The organism is Pseudoduganella ginsengisoli, assembly GCF_009720865.1.
Classification (GTDB): Bacteria; Pseudomonadota; Gammaproteobacteria; order Burkholderiales; family Burkholderiaceae_D; genus Rugamonas; species Rugamonas ginsengisoli.
This window is the reverse complement of record NZ_WNLA01000003.1, coordinates 190,406-211,920: the sequence shown is the minus strand read 5'-3', so window position 1 is coordinate 211,920 and position 21,515 is coordinate 190,406. Positions and strand designations below refer to the sequence as shown.

General features: G+C 61.7%; 17 protein-coding genes and 1 pseudogene. 10 read left to right on the top strand and 8 right to left on the bottom strand.

Annotated features, from left to right (window positions below):
• Window positions 1-66: 66 nt before the first annotated feature.
• The gene (locus tag GM668_RS07420) at window positions 67-744 is read left to right on the top strand and encodes a TetR/AcrR family transcriptional regulator (protein WP_155438308.1); all 678 of its coding nucleotides are present in this window, start codon (window positions 67-69) and stop codon (window positions 742-744) included.
• Between the two features lies 1 nt (window position 745).
• Here GM668_RS07420 and nhaR read toward each other — a convergent pair whose 3' ends face one another.
• Window positions 746-1,642 carry a transcriptional activator NhaR gene (nhaR, locus tag GM668_RS07415; protein ID WP_155438307.1) on the bottom strand — a complete coding sequence of 299 codons (897 nt, stop codon included), beginning with the start codon at window positions 1,640-1,642 and terminating at the stop codon, window positions 746-748.
• A 101-nt stretch (window positions 1,643-1,743) separates the two neighbouring features.
• On the opposite strand from nhaR, the gene GM668_RS07410 reads away from it, so the two are divergent.
• The 4 genes from GM668_RS07410 to GM668_RS07395 all read left to right on the top strand — a co-directional run bounded on the left by GM668_RS07410 (window position 1,744) and on the right by GM668_RS07395 (window position 4,820).
• On the top strand, window positions 1,744-2,784 hold the full coding sequence (locus tag GM668_RS07410) for a DUF475 domain-containing protein (RefSeq protein WP_170305537.1): 1,041 nt from the start codon (window positions 1,744-1,746) through the stop codon (window positions 2,782-2,784).
• 113 nt (window positions 2,785-2,897) lie between these two features.
• Window positions 2,898-3,473, top strand: a complete 576-nt coding sequence (locus GM668_RS07405; RefSeq protein ID WP_155438306.1) for a TerD family protein — start codon at window positions 2,898-2,900, stop codon at window positions 3,471-3,473.
• A 52-nt stretch (window positions 3,474-3,525) separates the two neighbouring features.
• Window positions 3,526-4,224: a TIGR00266 family protein gene (locus GM668_RS07400; RefSeq protein ID WP_155438305.1), complete on the top strand. Its 699-nt coding sequence runs from the start codon at window positions 3,526-3,528 to the stop codon at window positions 4,222-4,224.
• An 11-nt stretch (window positions 4,225-4,235) separates the two neighbouring features.
• The gene (locus GM668_RS07395) at window positions 4,236-4,820 is read left to right on the top strand and encodes a TerD family protein (RefSeq protein ID WP_155438304.1); all 585 of its coding nucleotides are present in this window, start codon (window positions 4,236-4,238) and stop codon (window positions 4,818-4,820) included.
• A gap of 88 nt (window positions 4,821-4,908) precedes the next feature.
• Here GM668_RS07395 and GM668_RS07390 read toward each other — a convergent pair whose 3' ends face one another.
• From GM668_RS07390 to GM668_RS07380, 3 genes are read right to left on the bottom strand one after another with little or no spacing between them, the layout of a single operon-like run.
• Window positions 4,909-6,582 (bottom strand): alkaline phosphatase family protein, encoded by a 1,674-nt coding sequence (locus tag GM668_RS07390; protein WP_155438303.1) that lies wholly within the window; start codon window positions 6,580-6,582, stop codon window positions 4,909-4,911.
• 56 nt (window positions 6,583-6,638) lie between these two features.
• Complete coding sequence (locus GM668_RS07385) at window positions 6,639-9,242, bottom strand: EAL domain-containing protein (protein ID WP_155438302.1); 2,604 nt, start codon at window positions 9,240-9,242, stop codon at window positions 6,639-6,641.
• Window positions 9,243-9,245: 3 nt separating this feature from the next.
• The gene (locus GM668_RS07380; RefSeq protein WP_155438301.1) at window positions 9,246-12,245 is read right to left on the bottom strand and encodes a sensor histidine kinase, YfiR-like protein-associated; all 3,000 of its coding nucleotides are present in this window, start codon (window positions 12,243-12,245) and stop codon (window positions 9,246-9,248) included.
• Between the two features lie 191 nt (window positions 12,246-12,436).
• On the opposite strand from GM668_RS07380, the gene GM668_RS07375 reads away from it, so the two are divergent.
• The 3 genes and pseudogenes from GM668_RS07375 (at window position 12,437) to GM668_RS07365 (ending at window position 15,172) form a co-directional block, all read left to right on the top strand.
• Complete coding sequence (locus tag GM668_RS07375) at window positions 12,437-13,165, top strand: FadR/GntR family transcriptional regulator (protein WP_155438300.1); 729 nt, start codon at window positions 12,437-12,439, stop codon at window positions 13,163-13,165.
• 137 nt (window positions 13,166-13,302) lie between these two features.
• A pseudogene (locus tag GM668_RS07370) lies at window positions 13,303-13,557 on the top strand (5-dehydro-4-deoxyglucarate dehydratase); the annotation flags it as partial.
• A gap of 37 nt (window positions 13,558-13,594) precedes the next feature.
• A complete protein-coding gene (locus GM668_RS07365) occupies window positions 13,595-15,172 on the top strand; it encodes an aldehyde dehydrogenase (NADP(+)) (protein ID WP_155438299.1) in 1,578 nt (525 codons plus the stop codon).
• A gap of 166 nt (window positions 15,173-15,338) precedes the next feature.
• Here the strand turns inward: GM668_RS07365 and GM668_RS07360 are convergent, their stop codons facing one another.
• The 4 genes from GM668_RS07360 to GM668_RS07345 form a co-directional block, all read right to left on the bottom strand.
• Window positions 15,339-17,717 carry a CPBP family intramembrane glutamic endopeptidase gene (locus tag GM668_RS07360; protein WP_155438298.1) on the bottom strand — a complete coding sequence of 793 codons (2,379 nt, stop codon included), beginning with the start codon at window positions 17,715-17,717 and terminating at the stop codon, window positions 15,339-15,341.
• The gene (locus tag GM668_RS07355) at window positions 17,714-18,451 is read right to left on the bottom strand and encodes an ABC transporter ATP-binding protein (protein WP_155438297.1); all 738 of its coding nucleotides are present in this window, start codon (window positions 18,449-18,451) and stop codon (window positions 17,714-17,716) included. The genes GM668_RS07360 and GM668_RS07355 overlap by 4 nt, the downstream gene beginning before the upstream one ends.
• A 56-nt stretch (window positions 18,452-18,507) precedes the next feature.
• Complete coding sequence (gene lepB, locus GM668_RS07350) at window positions 18,508-19,182, bottom strand: signal peptidase I (RefSeq protein ID WP_155438296.1); 675 nt, start codon at window positions 19,180-19,182, stop codon at window positions 18,508-18,510.
• Window positions 19,183-19,264: 82 nt separating this feature from the next.
• Window positions 19,265-19,954 carry an ArsR/SmtB family transcription factor gene (locus GM668_RS07345; protein WP_155438295.1) on the bottom strand — a complete coding sequence of 230 codons (690 nt, stop codon included), beginning with the start codon at window positions 19,952-19,954 and terminating at the stop codon, window positions 19,265-19,267.
• A 76-nt stretch (window positions 19,955-20,030) separates the two neighbouring features.
• Between GM668_RS07345 and GM668_RS07340 the strand changes: the two genes are divergently transcribed.
• Entirely contained in the window at window positions 20,031-21,146 is a 1,116-nt protein-coding gene (locus GM668_RS07340) for a cytochrome P450 family protein (protein WP_155438294.1), read from the top strand.
• Complete coding sequence (locus tag GM668_RS07335) at window positions 21,146-21,499, top strand: antibiotic biosynthesis monooxygenase family protein (RefSeq protein ID WP_155438293.1); 354 nt, start codon at window positions 21,146-21,148, stop codon at window positions 21,497-21,499. Before GM668_RS07340 ends, GM668_RS07335 begins: the two co-directional genes overlap by 1 nt.
• The last annotated feature ends 16 nt before the right edge of the window (window positions 21,500-21,515 follow it).

Below are 21,515 nucleotides of genomic sequence, written 5' to 3'. Positions count from 1 at the left end.
CTACATCAAATTTAAATTTGAATTTAAATTTCTTCGAAATCCGTGCCGTGTCCTACAATGGGCGCCATGACGACAGTACCCACCAAGCCAACCGCCGCTCCCCGCCGTGCCGCCCGTTCAGACGGCGACGCCACGCGCCAGCACATCCTCGATATTGCCGGCCAGGTATTTGCCGAACGCGGTTTTGCCGACGCCACCAGCAAGGAAATTTGCGCCCGCGCGGAAGTGAACATGGCTTCCGTAAATTACCACTTTGGCAGCCGAGGCGAGCTATATGAAGCAGTGCTGGTGGAAGCGCACCACCATTTGCTGCAGCCGGAAGCCATGCTGGCGATTGCCCAGGCGGCAGGCGACCCGCGCGACAAGTTGCGGGCCGTGCTGGCGCGTATCGTTGACCATGTGACGGGCCCCCGCGCACACTGGGGCAGCAGGGTCGTCATGCGGGAATTGCTGTCGCCGACCGAACATGCGCCTGTGCTGGTGCACAAGGCGATTGCGCCGAAGGCAAAAATATTGCTGGGGATTGCCAGCGACATCCTGGGCTTGCCGGCCACGCACCCGGGTGTGCAGCGGGCGCTGTTTTTCATGATGTCGCCGTGCCTGGCCATGCTGGTGGCGCCGCGTGAATTGCGCACTGGTGTGCTGCCGGCCATTGCGTCGGATGCGGATGTGTTGCTGGAAGATTTGCTGGCCTACGCACTGGCGGGCATGGAAGCCATTGCCCGGCGCTACCGCCAGCAATAAATCACGTCATCGCCTGCAGCGACGCCAGGATCGCTTCCACTGCCGGGTGCTTGATCTTGCGTTCATTTGAAATCGCGTAAAACTGTTCGCGCAATTCCGGCGCCTGGCCCACGAGGTCCACGTGGAATTGTTCATGCATGTCGTGCGCCAGCACGGCAGGCGCGAAAAACAGGCCCATGCCATTGCGGCCAAATGTGTTCAGCATCGCGTTGTCTTCAAATTCCCCCACCACGTCCGGCCGCACGCCATGCTGCACGAACCACGCATCGATGCGCCCCCGTAAAGCATTGTTCCGGGTTGGCATCAGCAACGGCGCGCCATGCAAGCTGTGCGGGAAGTTGCGGCGGTAGCGCTTTGCCAGCTTTCTTTCGCCATACAGTTGCATCTGGCTTTCCATCAACAAATGGCTGAACACGCGCAAGCTGGGCGTGGCGCGCACGGCCCGGTCCGTCAGCACGACATCGAGTTTATTCAGCGCCAGGTCCGCCAGCAGCGCGTCGTATTCATCTTCCATGCAGATCAGCTTGACGGGCTTTTCCAACTCTTGCGTTAACGCCAGCAGGCGGTAAGCCACCAGCTTGGGCAGCGAATCGGAAATGCCCACCGTCAAGCGCATGCGTCCCGCATCGACGTCCGACAGCGCCTGCTGCAACTGGTCTTCCAGCTGGAAAATCTGGTCCGCGTAATCCAGCGCCACGCGGCCTGCTTCCGTCGGCACCAGGCGGCGTCCCTGCTGAGTTAGCAGGGCCTTGCCCAGCGACTGGTCGAGCAGGGCCAGCTGTGTGCTGACCGTCTGGATAGCCAGTCCCAGGCGCTCGGCAGCGCGCGTCACGCTGCCTTCCTTGGCGACTGCCCAGAAGAAGTAAAGATGCCGGAAGTTGATGCCTGCTGTTTTCATGGTTCTGGTTTTCCGAAGTAATCCTTCGATTATCTTCCATTTTTCAATTTGAAGGTTTTCTTTACACTGCCTGACATTGATCAACACGAAAGGAAAGAACGGTGAAACATTTTAGAGTTTCATTCATTGTCTCCTTCATCTGCCTTGCAGTTGCAGGCTGGTGGGGATACCAGCACACAGGCTGGGGCGGTGCGCTGACTGCGCTGGGTATCGCGGTGATTCTCGCCGTGATGGAAGTGTCGCTGTCGTTCGATAACGCGGTGGTCAATGCATCCGTGTTGAAAACGTGGGATGCGTTCTGGAAGAAGTTATTCCTCGGTGTCGGCATCATCATCGCCGTGTTCGGTATGCGCTTGCTATTCCCGCTGGTGATCGTTGCAGTGGCGGCCGATATCAGCCTGGCCGAAGTGTGGACCCTGGCGCTGAATGACCCGAAAGCATATTCAATGCACTTGACGAACCACCACGCGGAAGTGGCGGCATTTGGCGGCGCGTTCTTGCTGCTGGTGTTTTTGAACTTCTTGCTGGATAAGGAAAAAGAAACGCATTGGCTGGGCAACTTCGAGAAGAAGCTGGGCTCGCTGGGCAAGATGTCGTCGGTCTCCGTCATGGTCACGATCGGCGCGCTGCTGGCTTGCCTGGGCATGGTGGATGAAGGCCAGAAATTGATCGTGCTGATTGCCGGCCTGTGGGGCGTGCTGATTTACGTGGCCGTCGATGGTTTGTCCAGCTTGCTGGAAGCGGAAGAAGAAGGCGGCACCAATGTCGGCGACATGGTCAAGCGCGGCGGTATCGGTGGTTTCCTGTACCTGGAAGTGCTGGATGCGTCGTTCAGTTTTGACGGTGTGATTGGCGCCTTTGCCATCACCAACGATGTCGTGATCATCATGCTGGGCCTGGCGATAGGCGCAATGTTTGTCCGCTCGCTGACGATCTTCCTGGTGGAGAAAGGCACGCTGGATGAGTTTGTGTACCTGGAGCACGGCGCACACTACGCCATCGGCATCCTGGCCGTGATCATGCTGCTGTCGATCAAGTACCACATCCCGGAAATCTTCACGGGCCTGATTGGCGTGGCCTTTATCGGAGCATCGCTGTGGTCGTCGATCCGGTACAAGAAACAAGCGCTGGCTGCCGCTTAAGCAGCCGGTAGAAAGAATCGCGGCGTGCCCATTGAACACCGGCCCGCCGCGTATGCAGCAAGGTGTTCAGACATTTGAGTCTTAACGAGTTTTAACTTAAGGAGTAACACATCATGGCAATCAGTCTGCAAAAAGGCGGTAACGTCAACCTGAGCAAAGAAGCTCCCGGCCTGTCGAAACTGGTCGTGGGCCTGGGCTGGGATGTCCGCAATACCGACGGCGCAGCGTTTGACATTGACAGCTCGGCCTTCCTGTTGAAAGCCGATGGCAAAGTGCGCGGCGACAATGACTTCATCTTCTACAACAATTTGAAATCGGCTGACGGTTCCATCGTCCACTCGGGCGACAACCGCACCGGCGCCGGCGAAGGCGACGATGAAACCGTCACTGTGGACCTGGCGAAAGTCCCTGCTGACATCGACAAGATTTCCGTCTGCGTGACGATCCACGAAGCGGAAGCGCGCCGCCAGAACTTCGGCCAGGTACAGAAAGCCTACGTACGCTGCGTGAACGCGGCCAATGGCCAGGAAATCGCCCGCTTCGACTTGTCGGAAGACGGTTCCGTGGAAACGTCGCTGGTCTTTGGCGAAGTGTATCGCAATGGCAGCGACTGGAAATTCCGCGCAGTCGGCCAGGGCTACAAAGGCGGCCTCGGTCCCCTGGCTTCGTCGTTCGGCGTGAACGTTTGATTAACCTGGGTGCCGGGCCTTCAGGCCGGGCATCCACTGATGAGGACAGATCATGCCAGTCTTTACCGTTACAGGGGATGTCGATCCCTTCCTGCACGTATCGATGCGCCACGGCGAAAAGATTTATTGCGAGTCGGATGCCATGGTGATGATGGAGTCCAACCTGGAGCTGAAAGGCCGCATGAGCGGTGGGCTGGGCAGCGCGTTGATGCGCACCTTTGCCAACGGTGAATCGTTCTTCCAGCAGCATATCGAAGCCGTGAAGGGGGATGGCGACTGCCTGCTGTCGCCAACCCTCCCCGGCGCGATGCAAGTGGTGGACGTGGGGCAGCGTCAATACATGATCAGCGACGGCGCGTTTGTCGCAGCCAACTCCAGCGTGCAATTGAATGTCCGCACGCAGAGCCTGGGCAACGCGCTGTTCGCCCAGTCCGGCGGTTTCTTTATCACGGAAACGTCGGGCAGCGGCCAGGTGGTGGTGTCGGGCTTTGGTTCGATGTCGCAACTGGAAGTAGAACCGGGCAAGGACGTCATCATCGACAATTCGCACGTGGTGTGCTGGGACAGCAGCCTCCATTATGAAATGTCGGTGACGACCAACCGCAGCAGCGGTTTCTTCGGCAATCTGGTCAACAGTGTGACCAGTGGCGAAGGGATGGTGCTGCGCTTTTCGGGCCACGGAAAAATCCTGGTGTGCTCGCGCAACCGCAATGGCTTCCTGGCCTGGGTGCGCGGCCCCCAACGTTCGTAAGAGGTAACGCTATGTCAGTCAATTTGCAAAAGGGCCAGAAGATTTCTCTGGACAAGGAAGCGGGCAGTGCGCTGTCGCGCGTGGTGATGGGCCTGGGCTGGGATGCCGTGAAGTCCAAGGGTTTCTTTGGCTTCGGCGGCAGCCGCGCGGACATCGACCTCGATGCGTCGTGCGTGCTGTTCGATACCAATAACCGTCCGCTGGACGTCGTATGGTTCCGCCAGCTGAAAAGCCGCGACGGTAGCGTCAATCACTCGGGCGACAACCGTACCGGCGCCGGCGATGGCGATGATGAACAAATCAGCGTAGCGCTGTCGCAAGTGCCGGCCGACGTGAAGAGCATTGTTTTCACCGTCAACAGTTTTACGGGCCAGAGCTTCGCCCAAGTGGAAAACGCCTACTGCCGCCTGATCAACGCGGCCGATGGCAAGGAAGTGGCCCGTTTCAACCTTTCCGTGCAAGGCAACCATTCGGCGCAAATCATGGCCAAGCTGTACCGCCATAACGGCGAATGGAAGATGCATGCGATTGGTGAAAACGGCACTGGCCGCACGTTCGATGACTTGCTGCCGCAAATCGCGGTGCACCTGAATTAATTGTAAAGCGTTCCCGGGGCGCGTTCCCCATGGCGCGCTTCTTTCGCGGCAGCCCTTGTCAGAGGGGGCTGCCGTTTTTTTGCCTGTGTTATTTCTGCAGGAATTCAGCCAATACACGGCCTTCCGCGCCGGCAGGTGGACGCACGCCCAGCAGGTACGACAGCGTCGGCGCAATATCCTGCACTTCCGTGTAAGCGCCGCTTGGACCAGGCTTGATCCAGCGCTTGCCCATCATGAACAGCGGCACGTTGGTGTCATACGCATATGGCGCGCCATGCGTGGTGCCGCTCTTGCCGCCGCCGATGATCCAGTACGGCTTCATGACCAGCATCACGTCGCCGGAATTGTCGCGGTTCCATGCGCGCTGCATCAGGGTGCCGATGCGGGTGCGTGGCACGGCCCCGTTTTCCAGTTGCGTGCGGCCATAAGCGTCGGCAATGCCGGGCTGCTTGGCCAGCCAGCGCACGGCAGCCTGCTCCACGTCTTCGCGCTTCAAGCCGGCCTGCGCAATCTGTTCATAGTCGAGGTGGATATTCGGCAGCAGGTAAGCCGTGACAGGCTTGACCAGCTTGTACGTCGCGGCCAGGTGCGCGTTGAGATCGGCCACCAGTTTTTTGCCATCCACGCGGCCCGCATCGAATTGGCGCGACTGGTAAAACTCTGGCGTGTTCGGGAAGCCGTGATCGGCTGTCAGCACGACGATGGCATTGTCCAGGCCAACCGATTTATCCAGGTCGGTAAAGAACGATGCCAGCAAGCGGTCCAGCTGCTGCAAGTGGTCATGCGATGCGCGGCTTTCCGGGCCATACGCGTGGTTGATGTAATCGTGGCTGGACAGGCTGATGCCCAGCACGTCCGGCACGCCGGCCGGATTCTTGCCCAGGTTTTCACCGGCTATCGCGGCGCGGGCAAAGTCCAGGGTCAGCTTGTCGAGGAAGGGCGACGAACGCAGGCGGTTGTAGTATTTGGAATCGAGCTGGCCGGAATCGCTGGCCATCGCGAACGGGAAGCGGTTGCGTTCTTCACCGGTTGCGCGCGGCGCAACCAGATCGTCATCCGCATCGTGCTCATAGGCCGCTGCCGGCAACAGCGGCGTCCAGCTCTTGCCGTAAAACTGGTCGGCGGGTTTCGCCTCATTGAAACGGGTGACCCACTGCGGATACGACTTCATGTAATACGTCGACGTCATGAACTGGCCCGTGTCGTCCGCATACATATACGCCGTGCCGGTTTTGCCTGCCAGCAGGATGGCGCCACGGTCCTTGCCGGAGACTGTCACGACTTTCGACTGGTTGCCATTGCTGTAGCGCAGTTCATCGCCCATGGTATTGACGCGCAGGTTGCGGGGCGATGTGCCGTCCGATGGCTGCGTCTTCACGCCCAGGTACGTGTGTTCGCGGTCTTCCGTGCAATACATGCTTTCCTTCGTGCCCGCTGCGATCCAGTTATTGCCGACGATGCCATGCATGTACGGGTAGGCGCCCGTCAACACGGTCGCGTGGCCGACTGCCGTTACCGTTACGCCATGGGCCTGGTGCGCATTTTGGAAATACGCGCCTTGTTCCATCAGCCGGCGGAAACCGCCCGCGCCGAACTGGCTACGGTAGCGCAAGACTTGTTCATTCGGTAAACCATCGACCACCATCACGACAACCAGCTTGGGTTGTGCCGGGGGTGACAGTGGTTGTGGTGCAGCTGCATGGGCAGCAGCGGCAAGGGTCACGGATAGGGCGACGGGTGCGAGGCGGATAAAGTTAGGCATGCGGTGGCAAGTTGGTTAGTCGGATGCACGCGGTAGCGCACGCGGCCATTCTACATTCAGCTGGCTTCCACTGGCTTGTAGCGCTGGAACGCTTCCCTGATGGTGAGTTTGAGGATGTCTTCGTCCCAGGGCTGGGTCAGGAAGCGGTAGATTTCGCCCCGGTTGACGGCTTCCAGCACGGCATGCAGCTCGCCTTGGCCGCTGAGGACAATCCGCATGGTGTCCGGATACATGCGGGCGGCGGCGCTGAGGGCTGACTTGCGGTCAAAGCCTTTGCCTAACTGGTTGAATACGATAACCTGGACCGGATGCAGCGCCAGCAGCTCCATGGCTTGCACGGCGGACGTGGCGCACAGGATACGGTAGCCTTCACCACGCAAGGTGCGCTGCATGCCGGACTGGAATGTTTCATCGTCATCGATGACCAGCAGCGTGTGTGGAGGCCGCGACAAGTCGCTGGACAGGGCCAGCTGATTGCCATCCTGGACCATTTTATTGAATTTTTCCGCCGGTACGGGGCGGCTGAAGTAAAACCCTTGCAGGTAATCGCAATGGCGCGAACGGAGAAATTGCATTTGCGCTTCCGTTTCAACGCCTTCCGCAATGACGCTCATGCGCAGGCTGTGCGCCATTGCGATAATCGCGGTGGCGATGGCGGCATCGTCCGGGTTGTTGGTGAGTTCCGTCACAAACGCGCGGTCGATTTTCACGTAATGGAAGGGGAAGCGCTTCAGGTAAGCCAGCGACGAATAGCCGGTGCCGAAATCATCGAGTGAAATGCGCAATCCCAGTTCGCCGAACTGGCGCATGGTTTGCTGCGCCGCCTCGGGGTCGTGCATCACCAGCGATTCCGTCAATTCCACTTCCAGCCAGCGGGGATCGAGGCCATGCTGCTCCAATGCACCGGAAATGGTTTGCAGGACATTGCTTTCCCTGAATTGCAGGGCAGATAAATTCACCGCGATGGGAACAATGCGCTGGCCTTCGCGCTGCCATTGCGCCTGCTGTGCGCAAACGGCCTGAATAACCCAGTCGCCGATGGGAACGACCATGCCGGTTTCTTCCGCCAGTGGAATGAAGCGGTCCGGCGACACGGTACCCATGACTGGGTGCTGCCAGCGGATCAGCGCTTCCGCGCCGCCGATCTGCCCGGTGCGCAAATCCACTTTGGGCTGGTAAAACATGGTGAACTGGCCCATGTCGACGGCTTCTTTCAACAAGCGTTCCAGCTCCGCCTTTTGCGCCAGCCGCTCATTCAATTCCTGTGAATAGTATTGGAAGCGGGCCAATACCGCCTTGGTCTGCTTGAGCGCCGCTTCGGCATTCTTAAACAGCGATTCCGAATCGCTGGCGTCGGCCGGATAGACGGACACGCCAAGGCGCGCGGCCAGCTGCACGGTCGTGCCATGCACGGTGATGGGTTCATTCACCACCTTGAGCAAGGTGGCGCACAGCGTATTGACGTTTTCATCGATGCCGCGTTCGCCGGCGACAGCGAAATTGTCGGCGCCGACGCGCGCCACCGTGCACTGGCGGCCCAGGTCCGCGCCCAGCCGCGCGGCAATCACACGCAGCACTTCATCGCCGCCATGGCGCCCCACCGTGTCATTGACTTGCTTGAAACGTTCCAGGTTCAGCACGATGACAAACGCGCCGCCGCCGCTGTGGAAAGCGTTTTGCTCGATTTGTTCCAGCCGGTCCAGGAACAGTCCCATGTTCGGCAAGCCCGTCAGCGCATCGTAGTACGACAGGTAATTGGCGCGCTGTTCGTTGGCAATGGCGTCTTGCGCGAACACGATGTCGCCGGCCAGTTCGCCCAGCAATTTCATTTCTTCCTCGTCGAAACTGCCGGCAGCCTGCGCATACAGCAGCATGGCGCCAATCACGCCGCGCGGCGAATGCAGCGGCAAGCCCACCATGGATTCGAAGCCCCGCGCCAGCGCATCTGCGCAGCTGTGGGGAAAGGCGCCGCCGCTGCGCACGTCGTTGCATACGACGGTGGCGCCGCTTTTCAGGATATGGCGGATCACTTCCGCTGCGGATTGCTGCAAGTCCGCCTGTCCGGCATCGGCGCCTTCCGTGGCGGCGATGGAAATCTGGCCATCGGCCCCCGCCATGCCGATCCATGCAAGACCGAAGCCGCCGTGGGCGACGGCAATGCGGCATGCTTCCTGTAGCAGCGGCTGCGGCTGGCGGATGCGCACGATGGCGCTGTTGGTGCCGCTCAGCACAGCATGGATGCGGCTCAGGCGCGCCGTCTTGGCCTGCTCCAGTTCCAGCGCGGCGGCGCGCACCAGCGACAGGTGGGTGCGCACCCGCGCATGCACGATGGCGGGCGAAACGGGCTTGGTCAGGTAGTCGACCGCGCCGCAGGCAAAGCCGGCTGCTTCGTCGCCCACTTCACCCATCGACGACACAAAGATCACCGGCGTGTTTTCTGTAAGCGGATCGTTTTTCAGCGACCGGCAAACGGAATAGCCATCCATGCCCGGCATTTGCACGTCAAGCAGGACCAGCGTGGGACGGTGCTTGCGTGCGGCAGCCAGGCCGTCGGCGCCATTGCGTGCAAACACCAGCGTATAAGTGTCGCCCAGGATTTGCTTGAGCACCGCAAGGTTGCTCGGTTCATCATCGACAATCAAGATTGGTCCCGGTAACATGGCCTATTCCTCCAGTTCAAGTCCCAGTTCCGTCATCAGGCCCAGGGCTGCCGCTTCCGCTGCCCGGAAGTCAAAGTCATCGATATGGCCGCGCAGTTGCGCTGCGGAAGCGGGCGATATCATGGGCGCCAGCTGGGTCAATATGCCGTTGGCGCGGTCTGGCGCATCCGTGTCCAGCGCCAGCAGCAGTTCGCGCAGCAAGGTGGCGGTATCGCCGCCTGCAGCGGTATCGGCTGCCGGTACCGGATCCGTGCCGGCATACGCTGCGATCGATGCGCAGGCCACGGCCAGTGCATCCTGCAGCGCCCGCAGCGCGCCCGCGATATCCCCGCCGTCATGTTCGGCCACTTCCAGCTCGCCTGCCGTGCGCGCCACGTCCGTCAGCGACAGGCTGGCGGCGCCGCCTTTCAGCTTGTGGGCCAATGCGCGGGCATGCGTGGATTCACCCTGCGCGTACCAGGCTTCCAGCTGTGCGCCGCCGCGGCCATAATCGGCCGCGAATTTGCGCAGGAATTTGCGGTACGCAGCTTCATCGCGCCATGTTGCCAGCCCTTGCTGCAGCGCGATGCCTGGCCAGATGTCTGCATCCGCTTGCGGTGCGGCAGCGGGACCCGGCGCCCCAGCGGCGGACAGGCCCCTGGTCAGCCGCAAGATGGTGGCGATCAATTCATCGACGTTGAATGGTTTCGCGACGAAGGCATCCATGCCTGCCGCCCGCGCCGCATCTTGCTGGTTCTTGAAGGCGCCTGCCGTCAAGGCGATGACGGGCAGTGCGCGGCAGGCCGGCGTGGCGCGCAGGCGCCGCGTGGCTTCATAGCCATCCATGCCGGGCATTTGCACGTCCATCAGTACGATATCGACCGCGCTGGGGTTGGCGCACAGCCAGCCCAGCGCGGAAGCGCCGTCGTTGGCCAGCTCCACGTGGGCGCCGTCAGCCTGCAAAATCCGCAGCGCCACTTCGCGGTTGATGTCGCTGTCGTCCACTACCAGCACGCGCATGCCTTGGATGCGCTGGTTTTCCGCTGCCGGCGCGGTGGCGGGAATCGCGCCACCGCGGCGCTGCATGGCGTTGGCCACGCTGTTGTATAGCGCGGAGCTGGTCACGGGCTTGCTTAACACGCCATCCACGCAATCAATGTTCGGCTGGCGCAGCAGCTCTTCCTGGGAAAATGCCGTCACCATCAGCACGATGGGCGTGACGGTGTCTTGCAGCGTGCCGCGCAGCCGCGTAGCCAATTCCAGCCCATCCATGCCTGGCATTTTCCAGTCCGCCAGCATCACGTCGTAATGCGCATGCTGGGCATGGCGCGACATGATTTTTTGCAGGGCCGCTTCGCCGCTGTCGACTATCGTGGCGTTCCAGCCGATGGAGCGTGCTGTCTGCACCAGGTTTTCCCGTGCAATGCCGCTGTCGTCCGCCACGAGAATGTCGAGCTGCGCCAGTTCGGGGGGCGCAAATTCCGCGTCTTGCACCCATTCGAATGGCACAGTGAACCAGAATTCGCTGCCTTGGCCCGGCGTGCTGGTGACACCGATTTCGCCGCCCATCTTTTCCACCAGGCGGCGGCAAATGGTCAGCCCCAGGCCGGTACCGCCAAAGCGGCGCGTGGTCGACGCATCGGCCTGTGAAAATGCGGAAAAGATTTGCGCCTGCTTGTCGAGCGGGATGCCGATGCCTGTGTCGCTGACGGCAAAGCGCACGGTGACGGTGCGCTCATTTTGCGACAGCAGGGTCATGCCGACTTTGACGCCGCCCCGTTCCGTGAATTTGATCGCGTTGCCGGTCAGGTTGATGAGGATTTGCTCCAGCCGCAGCGCATCGCCCAATACGTGCCCGCCGATATGAGGCGCGGGGGCAATGGCCAGTTCGATTTCCTTGTCGCCTGCATTGGCCGCCATGATGGCTGCCAGGTTGTCGCAAATGTCGGACAGGCGGAACGGCGTGTGTTCGATTTCCAGGCGGCCCGCCTCGATCTTGGAAAAGTCGAGGATGTCGTTGATGATGGCTTGCAGTGAACGGCCCGCATTGCGGATCTTGCGCACCATGTCCGACGATTCGTTATCGAGATGGCGCCGGTCCAGCAAATAGGCAAGGCCCAGGATGCCATTCATCGGTGTGCGGATTTCATGGCTCATATTGGCCAGGAAGTCCGCCTTGGCGCGGTTGGCGCTTTCCGCTTCTTCCGTGCGTACCTGCAGGTTTTGATTGACCACTTCCAGTTCCGCCGTGCGCTCGTGCACGCGCCGTTCCAGGTCTTCATTCAACGTGCGCACGGCCAGTTCGGCCGCGTTGCGCTCGGCCATTTCATGTTCCAGCGTGTGCAGCATGCCGTTGAACGCATCGGCCAGCTGGCCCACTTCATCTTCCGTGGTTTTCGGTGCGCGCAAGGTGAAATTGCGCTGCTCCATGACTTGATGTGCAACGTCGGCGACTGCCAGCACAGGGCCGGAAATCCACCGCTGCAGCCGGGAAGAAATTGCCAGGCCGAACGCGAGGCTGGCCAGCAGCACGGCGCCCAGGATGAACAGGTAATCGCGCAGCCAGCCGGCCAAGTCATGCTGTTCCCTGACGTACACGGCGCCCACTGTTTCCTGCGCATTGGCAATGGTTTTGAATATCGTCAGTTCCGCGCCATTGAAGTGGATGCCGTCTGCGGCCGGGCGCGGCGGCAGCGGCTCGGCCTGCGCCGCGTTGCGCACGTAGCTGGCAAACAGCGTACCGTTGCTGGTATAGATGGCGGCGGCCGCCACGTTTTGTGCAGCGCGCAAATTGGCCAGGTTTTCAGCGGCGACTTTGGCGTCGGAAAATTCCAGTGCCGCGATGCTGCCCTGGCCCAGCAAATTGGCCAGCGCATTGAGTTCCGCAACGGTTTTCGCGCGGGCTTCCTGGAAATCGTAATAGAGCAGGGCGGCGCCTGCCAGCAGCAGCGTGCTGAGGTTGGCCGCCAGCACGAGCAGCAGCAATTTCTTGCTGATGGAGCGCATGTGCATTAAGGGTTTCATGATTACCGTCCAGCGGATTCCGCCATCGTCAACACCGGCTGTGTAGAAATACTATCGAACAGGCCGGGGGCGTGGCGCGCGGCATGTTGGCCGATGTAAAGTAATTGCAGGGGCACGTCCGCCGTCCGCTAGTGGATTTCGGTTGTCGTACAACTGCTATAATCATGACAAGCTCCTGTTAAAACTTCGCCATGAACGACATTGCCGCTCCGTTCCAGCCACCCAAGAAGCGCCACCGCAACCTTGCGCAAGGGCTGGTGGAAGCCATCACGGCCAGCATCAAGGGCGGCGAACTGAAGCCGGGCGACAAATTGCCGACCGAATCCGTCATCATGGATTTGCATGGCGTATCCCGTACCGTCGTGCGCGAGGCGATTTCCCATTTGCAGGCAGCCGGACTGGTGCAAACCAAACACGGCATCGGCACGTTTGTGCTGGAACCGCCATCGCAGCCGCTGCGCATTTCCGCCGATACCGTGCGCACCATCGGCGACGTGCTGGCCATCCTGGAATTGCGCATCAGCCTGGAAACGGAAGCTGCGTGGCTGGCGGCATCGCGCCGCAGCGAAACCCAGCTGGCGGCAATGGGGGAGGCGCTGGCAAAAATCCTCGCAGGCGGTTCCGTGGAAGCGGACGTGCAATTCCACCTGCTGATCGCGCAAGCGACGGGCAACCGCTATTTCGTCGATATCCTGGCGGCCCTGGGTACCCACATCATTCCCCGCGCCCGCGCCAATACCGCCCACCTGGCGCAAGACGATCCCGCGCACTACCTGGAACGCGTGAACCGCGAACACGAAGATATCTTCAACGCGATCAAGCGCCAGGACGCGGAGGCAGCCCGCGCCGCCATGCGGACGCACTTGTCCAACAGCCGCGAGCGGCTGCGTAAGGCACAGGAGCGCGCCAGCGCCGCGTGATTGGCTTGTTATTCCGCGCAGGGCTCGGTGCCCTGGCGGGAATTCATAGGCCGCCAGCCAAGGTTCAAATAATTCACGGTCATCGCTTGCCTCATCATAGTGATAGTCATGCGATGTCGTACAACATGCGCATGGTGGATATCGGGCGCATGATGCAGATCCGGCGCCGCACGGGCGGCCTGCCAACTGCAGAAGTTTACGCTGCAGCCTACAAAGCCATGGGCGTTCCGGTGTATTCTTCCGCCGTGTTCAATTTCATGCTGAAACTGGCCATGGACTTTTACCACGCTGAAGGCCATGACGCAGGCCCGGTCCGCGCACCACTGACGGACTTGACTGAGGCAGAATGCGACATGCTGGACAAACTGATCCGCGCACAAGGCGCGCAATAATTCAGGGCCATAAGCCCGCAACACTCTAGGAGCACACATGCAGATTTCTGGTGAAATGATCATCGGCCGAACCACCGTTCGCGGCCAGCAAGGTACTGTGAAAGCCATCGATCCGTCCCGTAATGAACAGATCGAACCAGCGTTCGGCCTGGGCGGTGAAGAAGAGCTGCAACAGGCTTGCCTGCTGGCGGAACAGGCGTTCGACAAGTACCGTGAAACTTCGCTGGAACAGCGTGCGCGCTTCCTGGAAACCATTGCCGACCGCATCATGGACCTGGGTCCGGCGCTGATCGAGCGTGCGATGGCCGAATCGGGCTTGCCGCAAGCCCGCCTGGAAGGCGAACGTGGCCGCACCTGCAACCAGTTGCGCCACTTCGCCAAAGTCGTACGCGATGGCCGTTTCCTGACCGCCACGCTGGACTCCCGCCTGCCTGAGCGTGTTCCGCCACGCCCAGACCTGCGCCTGCGCAAGATCGCCGTGGGGCCGGTGGCCGTATTCGGTGCAAGTAACTTTCCGCTGGCGTTTTCCGTGGCCGGTGGCGATACCGCGTCCGCCCTGGCGGCCGGCTGCCCGGTTGTCGTGAAGGCGCACTCCGCCCACCTGGGCACGTCCGAGCTGGTCGGTAAAGCCGTACAGAAAGCCGCGATTGAATGCGACATGCCGGAAGGCGTGTTCTCGATGCTGATTGGTTCCGGCGTCACCATGGGCCAGAACCTGGTGGCGCACCGCGCCATCAAGGCAGTCGGCTTCACGGGTTCCCGCCACGGCGGCCTGGCGCTGGTGCGCACGGCCAATGCCCGTCACGAACCGATTCCTGTCTACGCTGAAATGGCGTCGATCAACCCGGTCTTCCTGCTGCCGGGCGCGCTGGAAAACGCACCGAAAATCGCGCAGGCTTTCGCGGATTCGCTGACCTTGGGCGCGGGCCAGTTCTGCACCAACCCGGGTATGCTGGTCGGTATCGACAGCCCGGCGCTGCAGCAATTCGTCGATGCCGCCGTTGAAATCCTCGGCGGCAAGCCGCAGCAAACCATGCTGACCCCTGGCATCCACTCGGCGTACACGTCCGGCGTGGACAAGCTGTCGTCCATCCCTGGCGTCAAGCTGCTGGCCAAAGGCTTGGGCGGCGATTTGCCGTGCGGCGCGATTGCTTCGCTGTATGAAGTGGACGCGGATGCATTCCTGGCGAACCCGGAAATGGAAAGCGAAATCTTTGGCCCATGCTCGCTGCTGGTCCGTTGCCGCGACCAGGAGCAAGTGCTGCGCGTGGCAGAGCACCTGGAAGGCCAGCTGACCGCCACCGTGCACGCCACCGGCGCCGACATCGGCTTTGCCGGCAAGCTGCTGCCAACTTTGGAGCGCAAGGCTGGCCGTATCCTGTTCAACGGCTTCCCGACCGGCGTGGAAGTGGCGCAAGCCATGGTGCACGGCGGTCCGTTCCCATCGACGTCCGATCCGCGTTCGACGTCGGTCGGCGGCTCGGCCATCGACCGCTTCCTGCGTCCCGTGTGCTACCAGGAAGTGCCGGCAGAACTGCTGCCTGCGGCGCTGCTGGACAATAACCCGCTGGCCATCCCGCGCGTGGAAGATGGCGACTTGGTGTGGAACGGGTAAGCGACCTTACGGACGGATGGCCTGGGCCCGGGTTTGCGCTTCAATGACGGCCGCGGCGACCGGCCGGGCCGTTTCTGGGCAGGCGCCATGTTCGTCCCGCTGGTGGCGCCGCGCGTTGACCACACGGTGATGTGCGGCACGTCCGGTGTGCCCTGGCGTCGTTGCGTCACCAGCGCAACTGCAAGTACACGATCGTCAGGTTATAGATGGCGTGTACCACCATCGGCGCCAGCAGGGACTTGCTGCGCCCGTGCGCCCACGCTGCGCACAGGCCCAGCACGAATACCGGCAGCATCGCGCCGCCCGGATGCACGATGGCGAAAATGGCAGCGCTGCCCAGCGCTGCCGGCAGTGCCGGAACCAGGCGCTGCAAGCCTGTGTGAATCAAGCCGCGGAAAATAAATTCTTCAAACACGGGCGCTGCCGCCACGGCCATGGCGGCAAACCACAGCGACCCTGGTATGGCTTTTTTTTCCCATATCGTCCCATCCAGCATGTGCAGGTAGGCATAGCCGAATGCACTGGCGATCACGGCGCCGGCCGCGCCGGTTTGCAGCGCATTGCGGATGGCTGCCGCCGCGCTGCCATGCACGCCAAGCGCCAGCACGGCGGGCACGCCGGCTGTCTTGTAGCGCCAGTACACGGCGCGCATCGCGCAATAAACAAATGCACCGGCCAGCGCAAAAGCCAGCGCCTGGTCACGCGCATTGGCCGGCTTGCCGTAAGTGAGCAGCATCAGTATCAGCAATTGCGCGACAAAGAACGTGATGGCGGCAATCAAGCCATCCGACAGCGCCACGCGGGGCAGCGGCGATGCGGCCGGGTCCAGCAAATAGGGCAGGGCGTCGCGCGCCTTTTGCCACAAGGCCAGCGACAAGCCGCTGGTCAACACCATGATGGCAATGGTCTGCACCCATTCCTGCGCATAAATGCCATACACGTACAGGCTGCACAGCAGCATGTACAGGTACGAATAGGTGGGCCGGATGCGGGCGTGGGTTTCCTGCGCCAGCGGGTCGCACGCAAACACGCCCAGCGACACGGCAATGCCGGAAAAGATCACGACGCCCGCCAGCGCCACCACCACCAGCCATGCCAGCTGCCAGTTGAACACGGGCTTGAAATACAAGCCTGCCGCGAACACCAGCACGGGATACGACAGCGCCAGCACGCCCCACAGCCGCGCCTTTTCCTTCAACATGCTTTCCAGCGAACGGGGGAAGGTGTACAGCATCCACAGTGCATTGCCTTCCGTGTTCAAGGTCTGGAACGCGGACAGCATCAGCACATAGCTGCCGATGCCAAACGCCACGGCCGCCATCAGTTGCTGGTTTTCGCCAATTTGCGCGAATGATTGCAGCTGGTTGTTGAACACCAGCTGGCTGCCCACGATCACGACCGGCACCAGCAAGCTTTGCACGAGGAAGTTGCGGTCACGGCTCAGCAGGCGCAATTCGCGCCGCTGCAATGTCGTGCCCCAGCGGGCCAGCCAGCCGCGCGGCGAATCTTCGTCCAGCGCAGCGGCAGGCTTGCGCGCCATGCTTTCACGGGAGCCGCCGCCCACCACACCGGCCCGCAACTGATACTGGAGCAAGGCCATGCCCATCATGGTCAGCATGGCGGCTTGCGCCACCAGCATAGCCGCCGCTATTGCCGCTTGCGCCAGCGTGTGCGCCGTCAGCGCCTGCACGGCCAGGCCGATGGGGGTCCATAAAGTCCATGCCGGGAAATGGCGCGCCCAGTCATAGGTAAAGGAGCCATAGCCCATCATCGAATACGACAGCGCCATATACATGATGGGCAGGCATGCGACAGATGCCACCGCCTGCAGGTTGCGTAATTGCGATGGCGCCAGCGACAGGCGCAAGCCCGTATCGGCCAGCGTGCGCACCAGCGCCGCCAGGACCAGCAGCACCGAGGCAATTGCCAGGCCGCTGACGACTGAGAGCCAGCCATGGCCGCCGTACCATGCCAGCACGATGCAGGCTGGCCACACTGACGCGGCGCCGCTGGGATTGGCAAAGGTGCGTTCCAGCAGCCGGCCCCACAGCAGCGCGTTGCGCTTGACGGGCAACGTGACCAGCCATTCCATATCCCATTCCGGCTGCGCCAGTTCGCGGCTCGATAACGGCATCAAGACGCTGACCAGCCATAGCATCAGCATTTGCAGCGTGGCGGCGGCGGCCAGTTTGGTGCTGAACGCCATCGCTTTCAACTGGTACATGATGACGGACTGCACGGCCGGATTGTCTTTCAGCGTCGCAGCCTGCATGCACGCGCGCGAGTGGTCGATGGCGCAATGCAGGTTGACGATGGAACCGTTGATGATGTTGATGACGCCAACCATCATCAGCAGGCCGATGATGGGCGACAGGATCCAGTACACGGTGCGTTTGCGCCGGGTGCCGCCGCGCTGCGTGGCGTTGCGCTGGCCTTTCTTCTTGCCGAACTGCATCGACGTCAGCATATTGAACAGGCGCAGTACGCGCACGCGCGTCAGCAGCCACACGGAGCGGGCTGCACTGTTGGGCATGGGCGCCATCATTGCGCCTGCTCGCCTGCTTCGTCGGTAATCTTCAGGAACACTTGTTCCAGCGAACTGCCGCTGGACGCCGCGCCCCGCAATTCATCGAGCGACCCGCACGCCACCAATGCGCCGCGGTGGATGATGCCCACGCGGTCGCACAGCTTTTCCGCCATGTCCAGCAAATGGGTCGACACAAAAATTGTCGTGCCCTGCGCGGCGGCGGCCAGCAAGCGTTCCTGCACGTCGCGTGACGCGCGCGGATCGAGGCCGTTGATGGGTTCATCGAGCACCAGCACCTTGGGGTCGTGTACCAGTGCGCATGCCAGCCCCAGTTTCTTTTTCATGCCCATCGAATAATTGACGGCAAATTCTTCCGCGGCTTCTTCCAGCCCCAGTTCCTTCAGCAAGCGGTGTGCGCGGCCGCGTGCTTCGGAACGGGAATAGCCATGCATCTCAGCCACGAATTCCAGGATTTCCCGGCCGCGCAAGTAATCGTAATACGTGGGGATGTCGGGCAGGTAGCCGACGTGGCGTTTGACTTCCGCCGCATCGAGCTGGCAATCGAGGCCGTCCACGAGCACGCGGCCCGCGCTGGGCACGAGTATGCCCATCAGCATGCGGATAGTCGTGGTCTTGCCGGCGCCGTTCGGCCCCAGGAAGCCGAATACTTCGCCGCGCCGCACTTGCATCGTCAGCGGCTTGACGGCTTCGAAGCCGCCGTAGGATTTGGTCAGTCCCTGGAATTCAATCATTGCTGCCCCGCTATGCAAAAGTTTGCATGAATTATAAGGCGGGACCGCAACGATGGTTAGCGGTTTAATGCCATTAAGAAACGATCCGTGCGGGGATGCCAGTTGCCTTCGATGTCGGCCGATACCAGCACACGCTCCGCGCGGCCAATCAGCAGTTCGCGTGGCACGAGGCCGATGTAGCGGGAGTCGGCGCTATTGTTGCGGTTATCGCCCAGCATCATGTACTGGCCGGGCGGAATGGTCATGGGAGCGAAATTGCGTTTGTCCGACATGATTTCCGGCAGCAGCTGGATGCGGTGTTCCGCCGCACCGGCTTTTTCCGTGATTTGCACGGCTTGCAGTTTGCCCACATTGCCCAGCGTTTCCACGGCGCCTGATGGCAGCGTGTACGACGCGGGTTGGCCATTGATGGTGAGGCGGTCGTTTTCCATCGACACGGTATCGCCCGGCACAGCCACGATGCGCTTGATCAGGCGCGTGCCATCCGATGGCGAATAAAACGTGACGACGTCGCCGCGCTGTGGTTCACCCAGGTGGGTCACGACTTTATTTGTCAGCGGCACTTTCAAATCAAAGGCCAGGCGGTTGACGAACACCACGTCGCCTTCCAGCAAGTTCGGATGCATGGAAGCGGAAGGAATGGGATTCCAATCGGCCACGGCAGTGCGGAACAGGCCGAACATCAACATGAAGGCGATAAATCCTTTGTTGTCGCGTACCCAGGTTTTCATTGATTTACCTCAATAATGATGTGTGGTGCAAACATCATCGTCGGCGAATCTTAAACTGTGCTTAGCCTCCGGCCGTGCATCTTCACTGTAACGCTGCCAGCATACGTTTTTCTCCCTGCGGCGCAACGGCCAGCGCCCGGCTGTCGAGATCCTGCTCCACCCATCCCTTTTTCAACGCCAACTGCAGCAGCGCTGCGCCCAGCGCGCCGCCGATATGCGGCTTGCGTTCGCTCCAGTCCAGGCATGCGCACGCAAAGCGGCGGCGCGTGCGGCGCAGTGCCGCCACGTCAATGCCTAGCGCCGCGCAGCCTTGCTCGCCACTGGCCGTCAATGCATAGCCATCCGCTTCATCGCGCAGCCATCCCTGTTCCGCCAGGCGGTCATGCAATTGCACGGCGACCTGGCCCGCCATGTGGTCATAGCACGTGCGGGCGCGGCGCAAGCGGTCTGGCGTCGAGGGCTGGAAGCGGGGGCGGGGCAAGCCGGCCACCACCAGCAACGCTTCCAGCGCTGCCGCCACTTGCGCATCGGCCAGCTGGTAATAACGGTGGCGGCCTTGCGCCAGCTGGCGCACCATGTGTTCGTCTTTCAAGCGCGCCAGGTGGGCGCTGGCAGTCGACGGACTGACGTCGGCCACGGCAGACAATTCCGTTGCCGTGCGCGCGTGGCCGTCGAGCAGGCTGCACAGCATGCGCGCCCGCGCCGGCTCTGCAATGGCGCCCGCAATGCGGGCCAGCCTGCCGTCGGCGCCATCGTGTCCTTCTACATCCATGTTTCGGTCTCCATCGAATTGTCACGGGTTCAACTGCAGCATACTGCAATGCATCGCCCAAGCAAAGGAGTAGAAAATGGACGCCATCGCGGCAGTCACGCATGATCAACCGTATCCGTATTACGCCCAATTGGCAGCGCGTCCAGGGCTGCATTACGACGAACAATTGCGGCTGTGGCTCGCAGCCGATCCCGCTACCGTGATGGAAGTCATGACGCATGCGGCGTGCCGAGTGCGGCCTGTGGCGGAGCCGGTGCCTGCTGCCATTGCCGCGGGTGCGGCGGGTTTTGTTTTTGGCGAACTGGTACGCATGAATGACGGCGTCCGTCACGCCGCGCCGAAAATGGCGCTGCAGCGCGCACTGGCTGCGCTGGATCACGCGCTGGTGCAGCGCACGGCATGGGAGACAGCCGTTGCGCTGGCGGAGCACCATCCCGTGCATACGGCGGCGGGCCTGGCGGACTGGCAATTTGCCGTGCCGGTGCAAACGGTGGCGCACTTGCTGGGGTTTGCCGATACGGCCAGGGTGGCGGATTGGATGAGTGAATTCGTCGCATGCCTGTCGCCGCTCAGCAGCGCCGCGCAACTGGAGCGCGCGCATGGCGCGGCGCAAGCGTTGCTGGACAGCTTGCGCATGCTGGTGCAAACGTCTGTGCCGCGCCCGGGCAGCTTGCTGGCGCTGGTCCTGGCGGAAGCGGAAATGGCGGGCTGGAATAAGGCCGACGCCATTCTTGCCAACGTGGCGGGTTTGCTGTCGCAAACGTATGAAGCCACGGCGGGCTTGATCGGCAATGCCATCGTTGCGCTGGTGCGCGGCGCACGGCATGACGGCGACCTGGCGGCGCTGGTGCGGCACGTATTGCGCGACGATCCGCCTATCCACAACACGCGCCGCTTCGTGGCGGAAGCGGCGCATATCGGTGGCGCGGATGTGCAGCCGGGGCAGGCGATACTCGTGCTGCTGGCGGCAGCGGGCAAGGCGGCTGCAGTGTCCGCGCCGGAAGCGCAAGGAGCCGGGGCGCCGCTGTATGCTTATGGCCATGGGGCGCATGTGTGTCCGGGGCAGGGGCTGTCGCAAAGCATTGCCTGCGCGGCACTGGGCGCGCTGCTGGCGCGGGGACCATTGCCGCCGCTGGCGTGGCGCTACCGCCCATCCGTCAATGCCCGTATTCCCCTTTTCCAGGAGCCGTGATGATCGCAGTGATATTTGAAGTGTGGCCCCATGAAGGGCGCAAGCAGGATTACCTCGATATGGCAGCGAAGCTGCGGCCATTGCTGGAACAGATCGACGGTTTTATTTCCGTGGAGCGGTTCCAGAGTTTGACGGACCCGGGGAAGATGCTGTCGCTGTCATTCTTCCGCGATGAAGAAGCCATCCACCAGTGGCGCAATCTTGAAGCGCACCGCGGCGCGCAGGCAGCGGGCAGGGGCGGCGTGTTTGATGAGTACCGGTTGCGGATTGCAGGGGTGATCCGTGATTATGGATTGCGGGACCGGGAGCAGGCGCCCGCGGATAGCCGCGAGCGCCATGCGCAGAACGTTTAGTCCAGGGTGCCGGGCC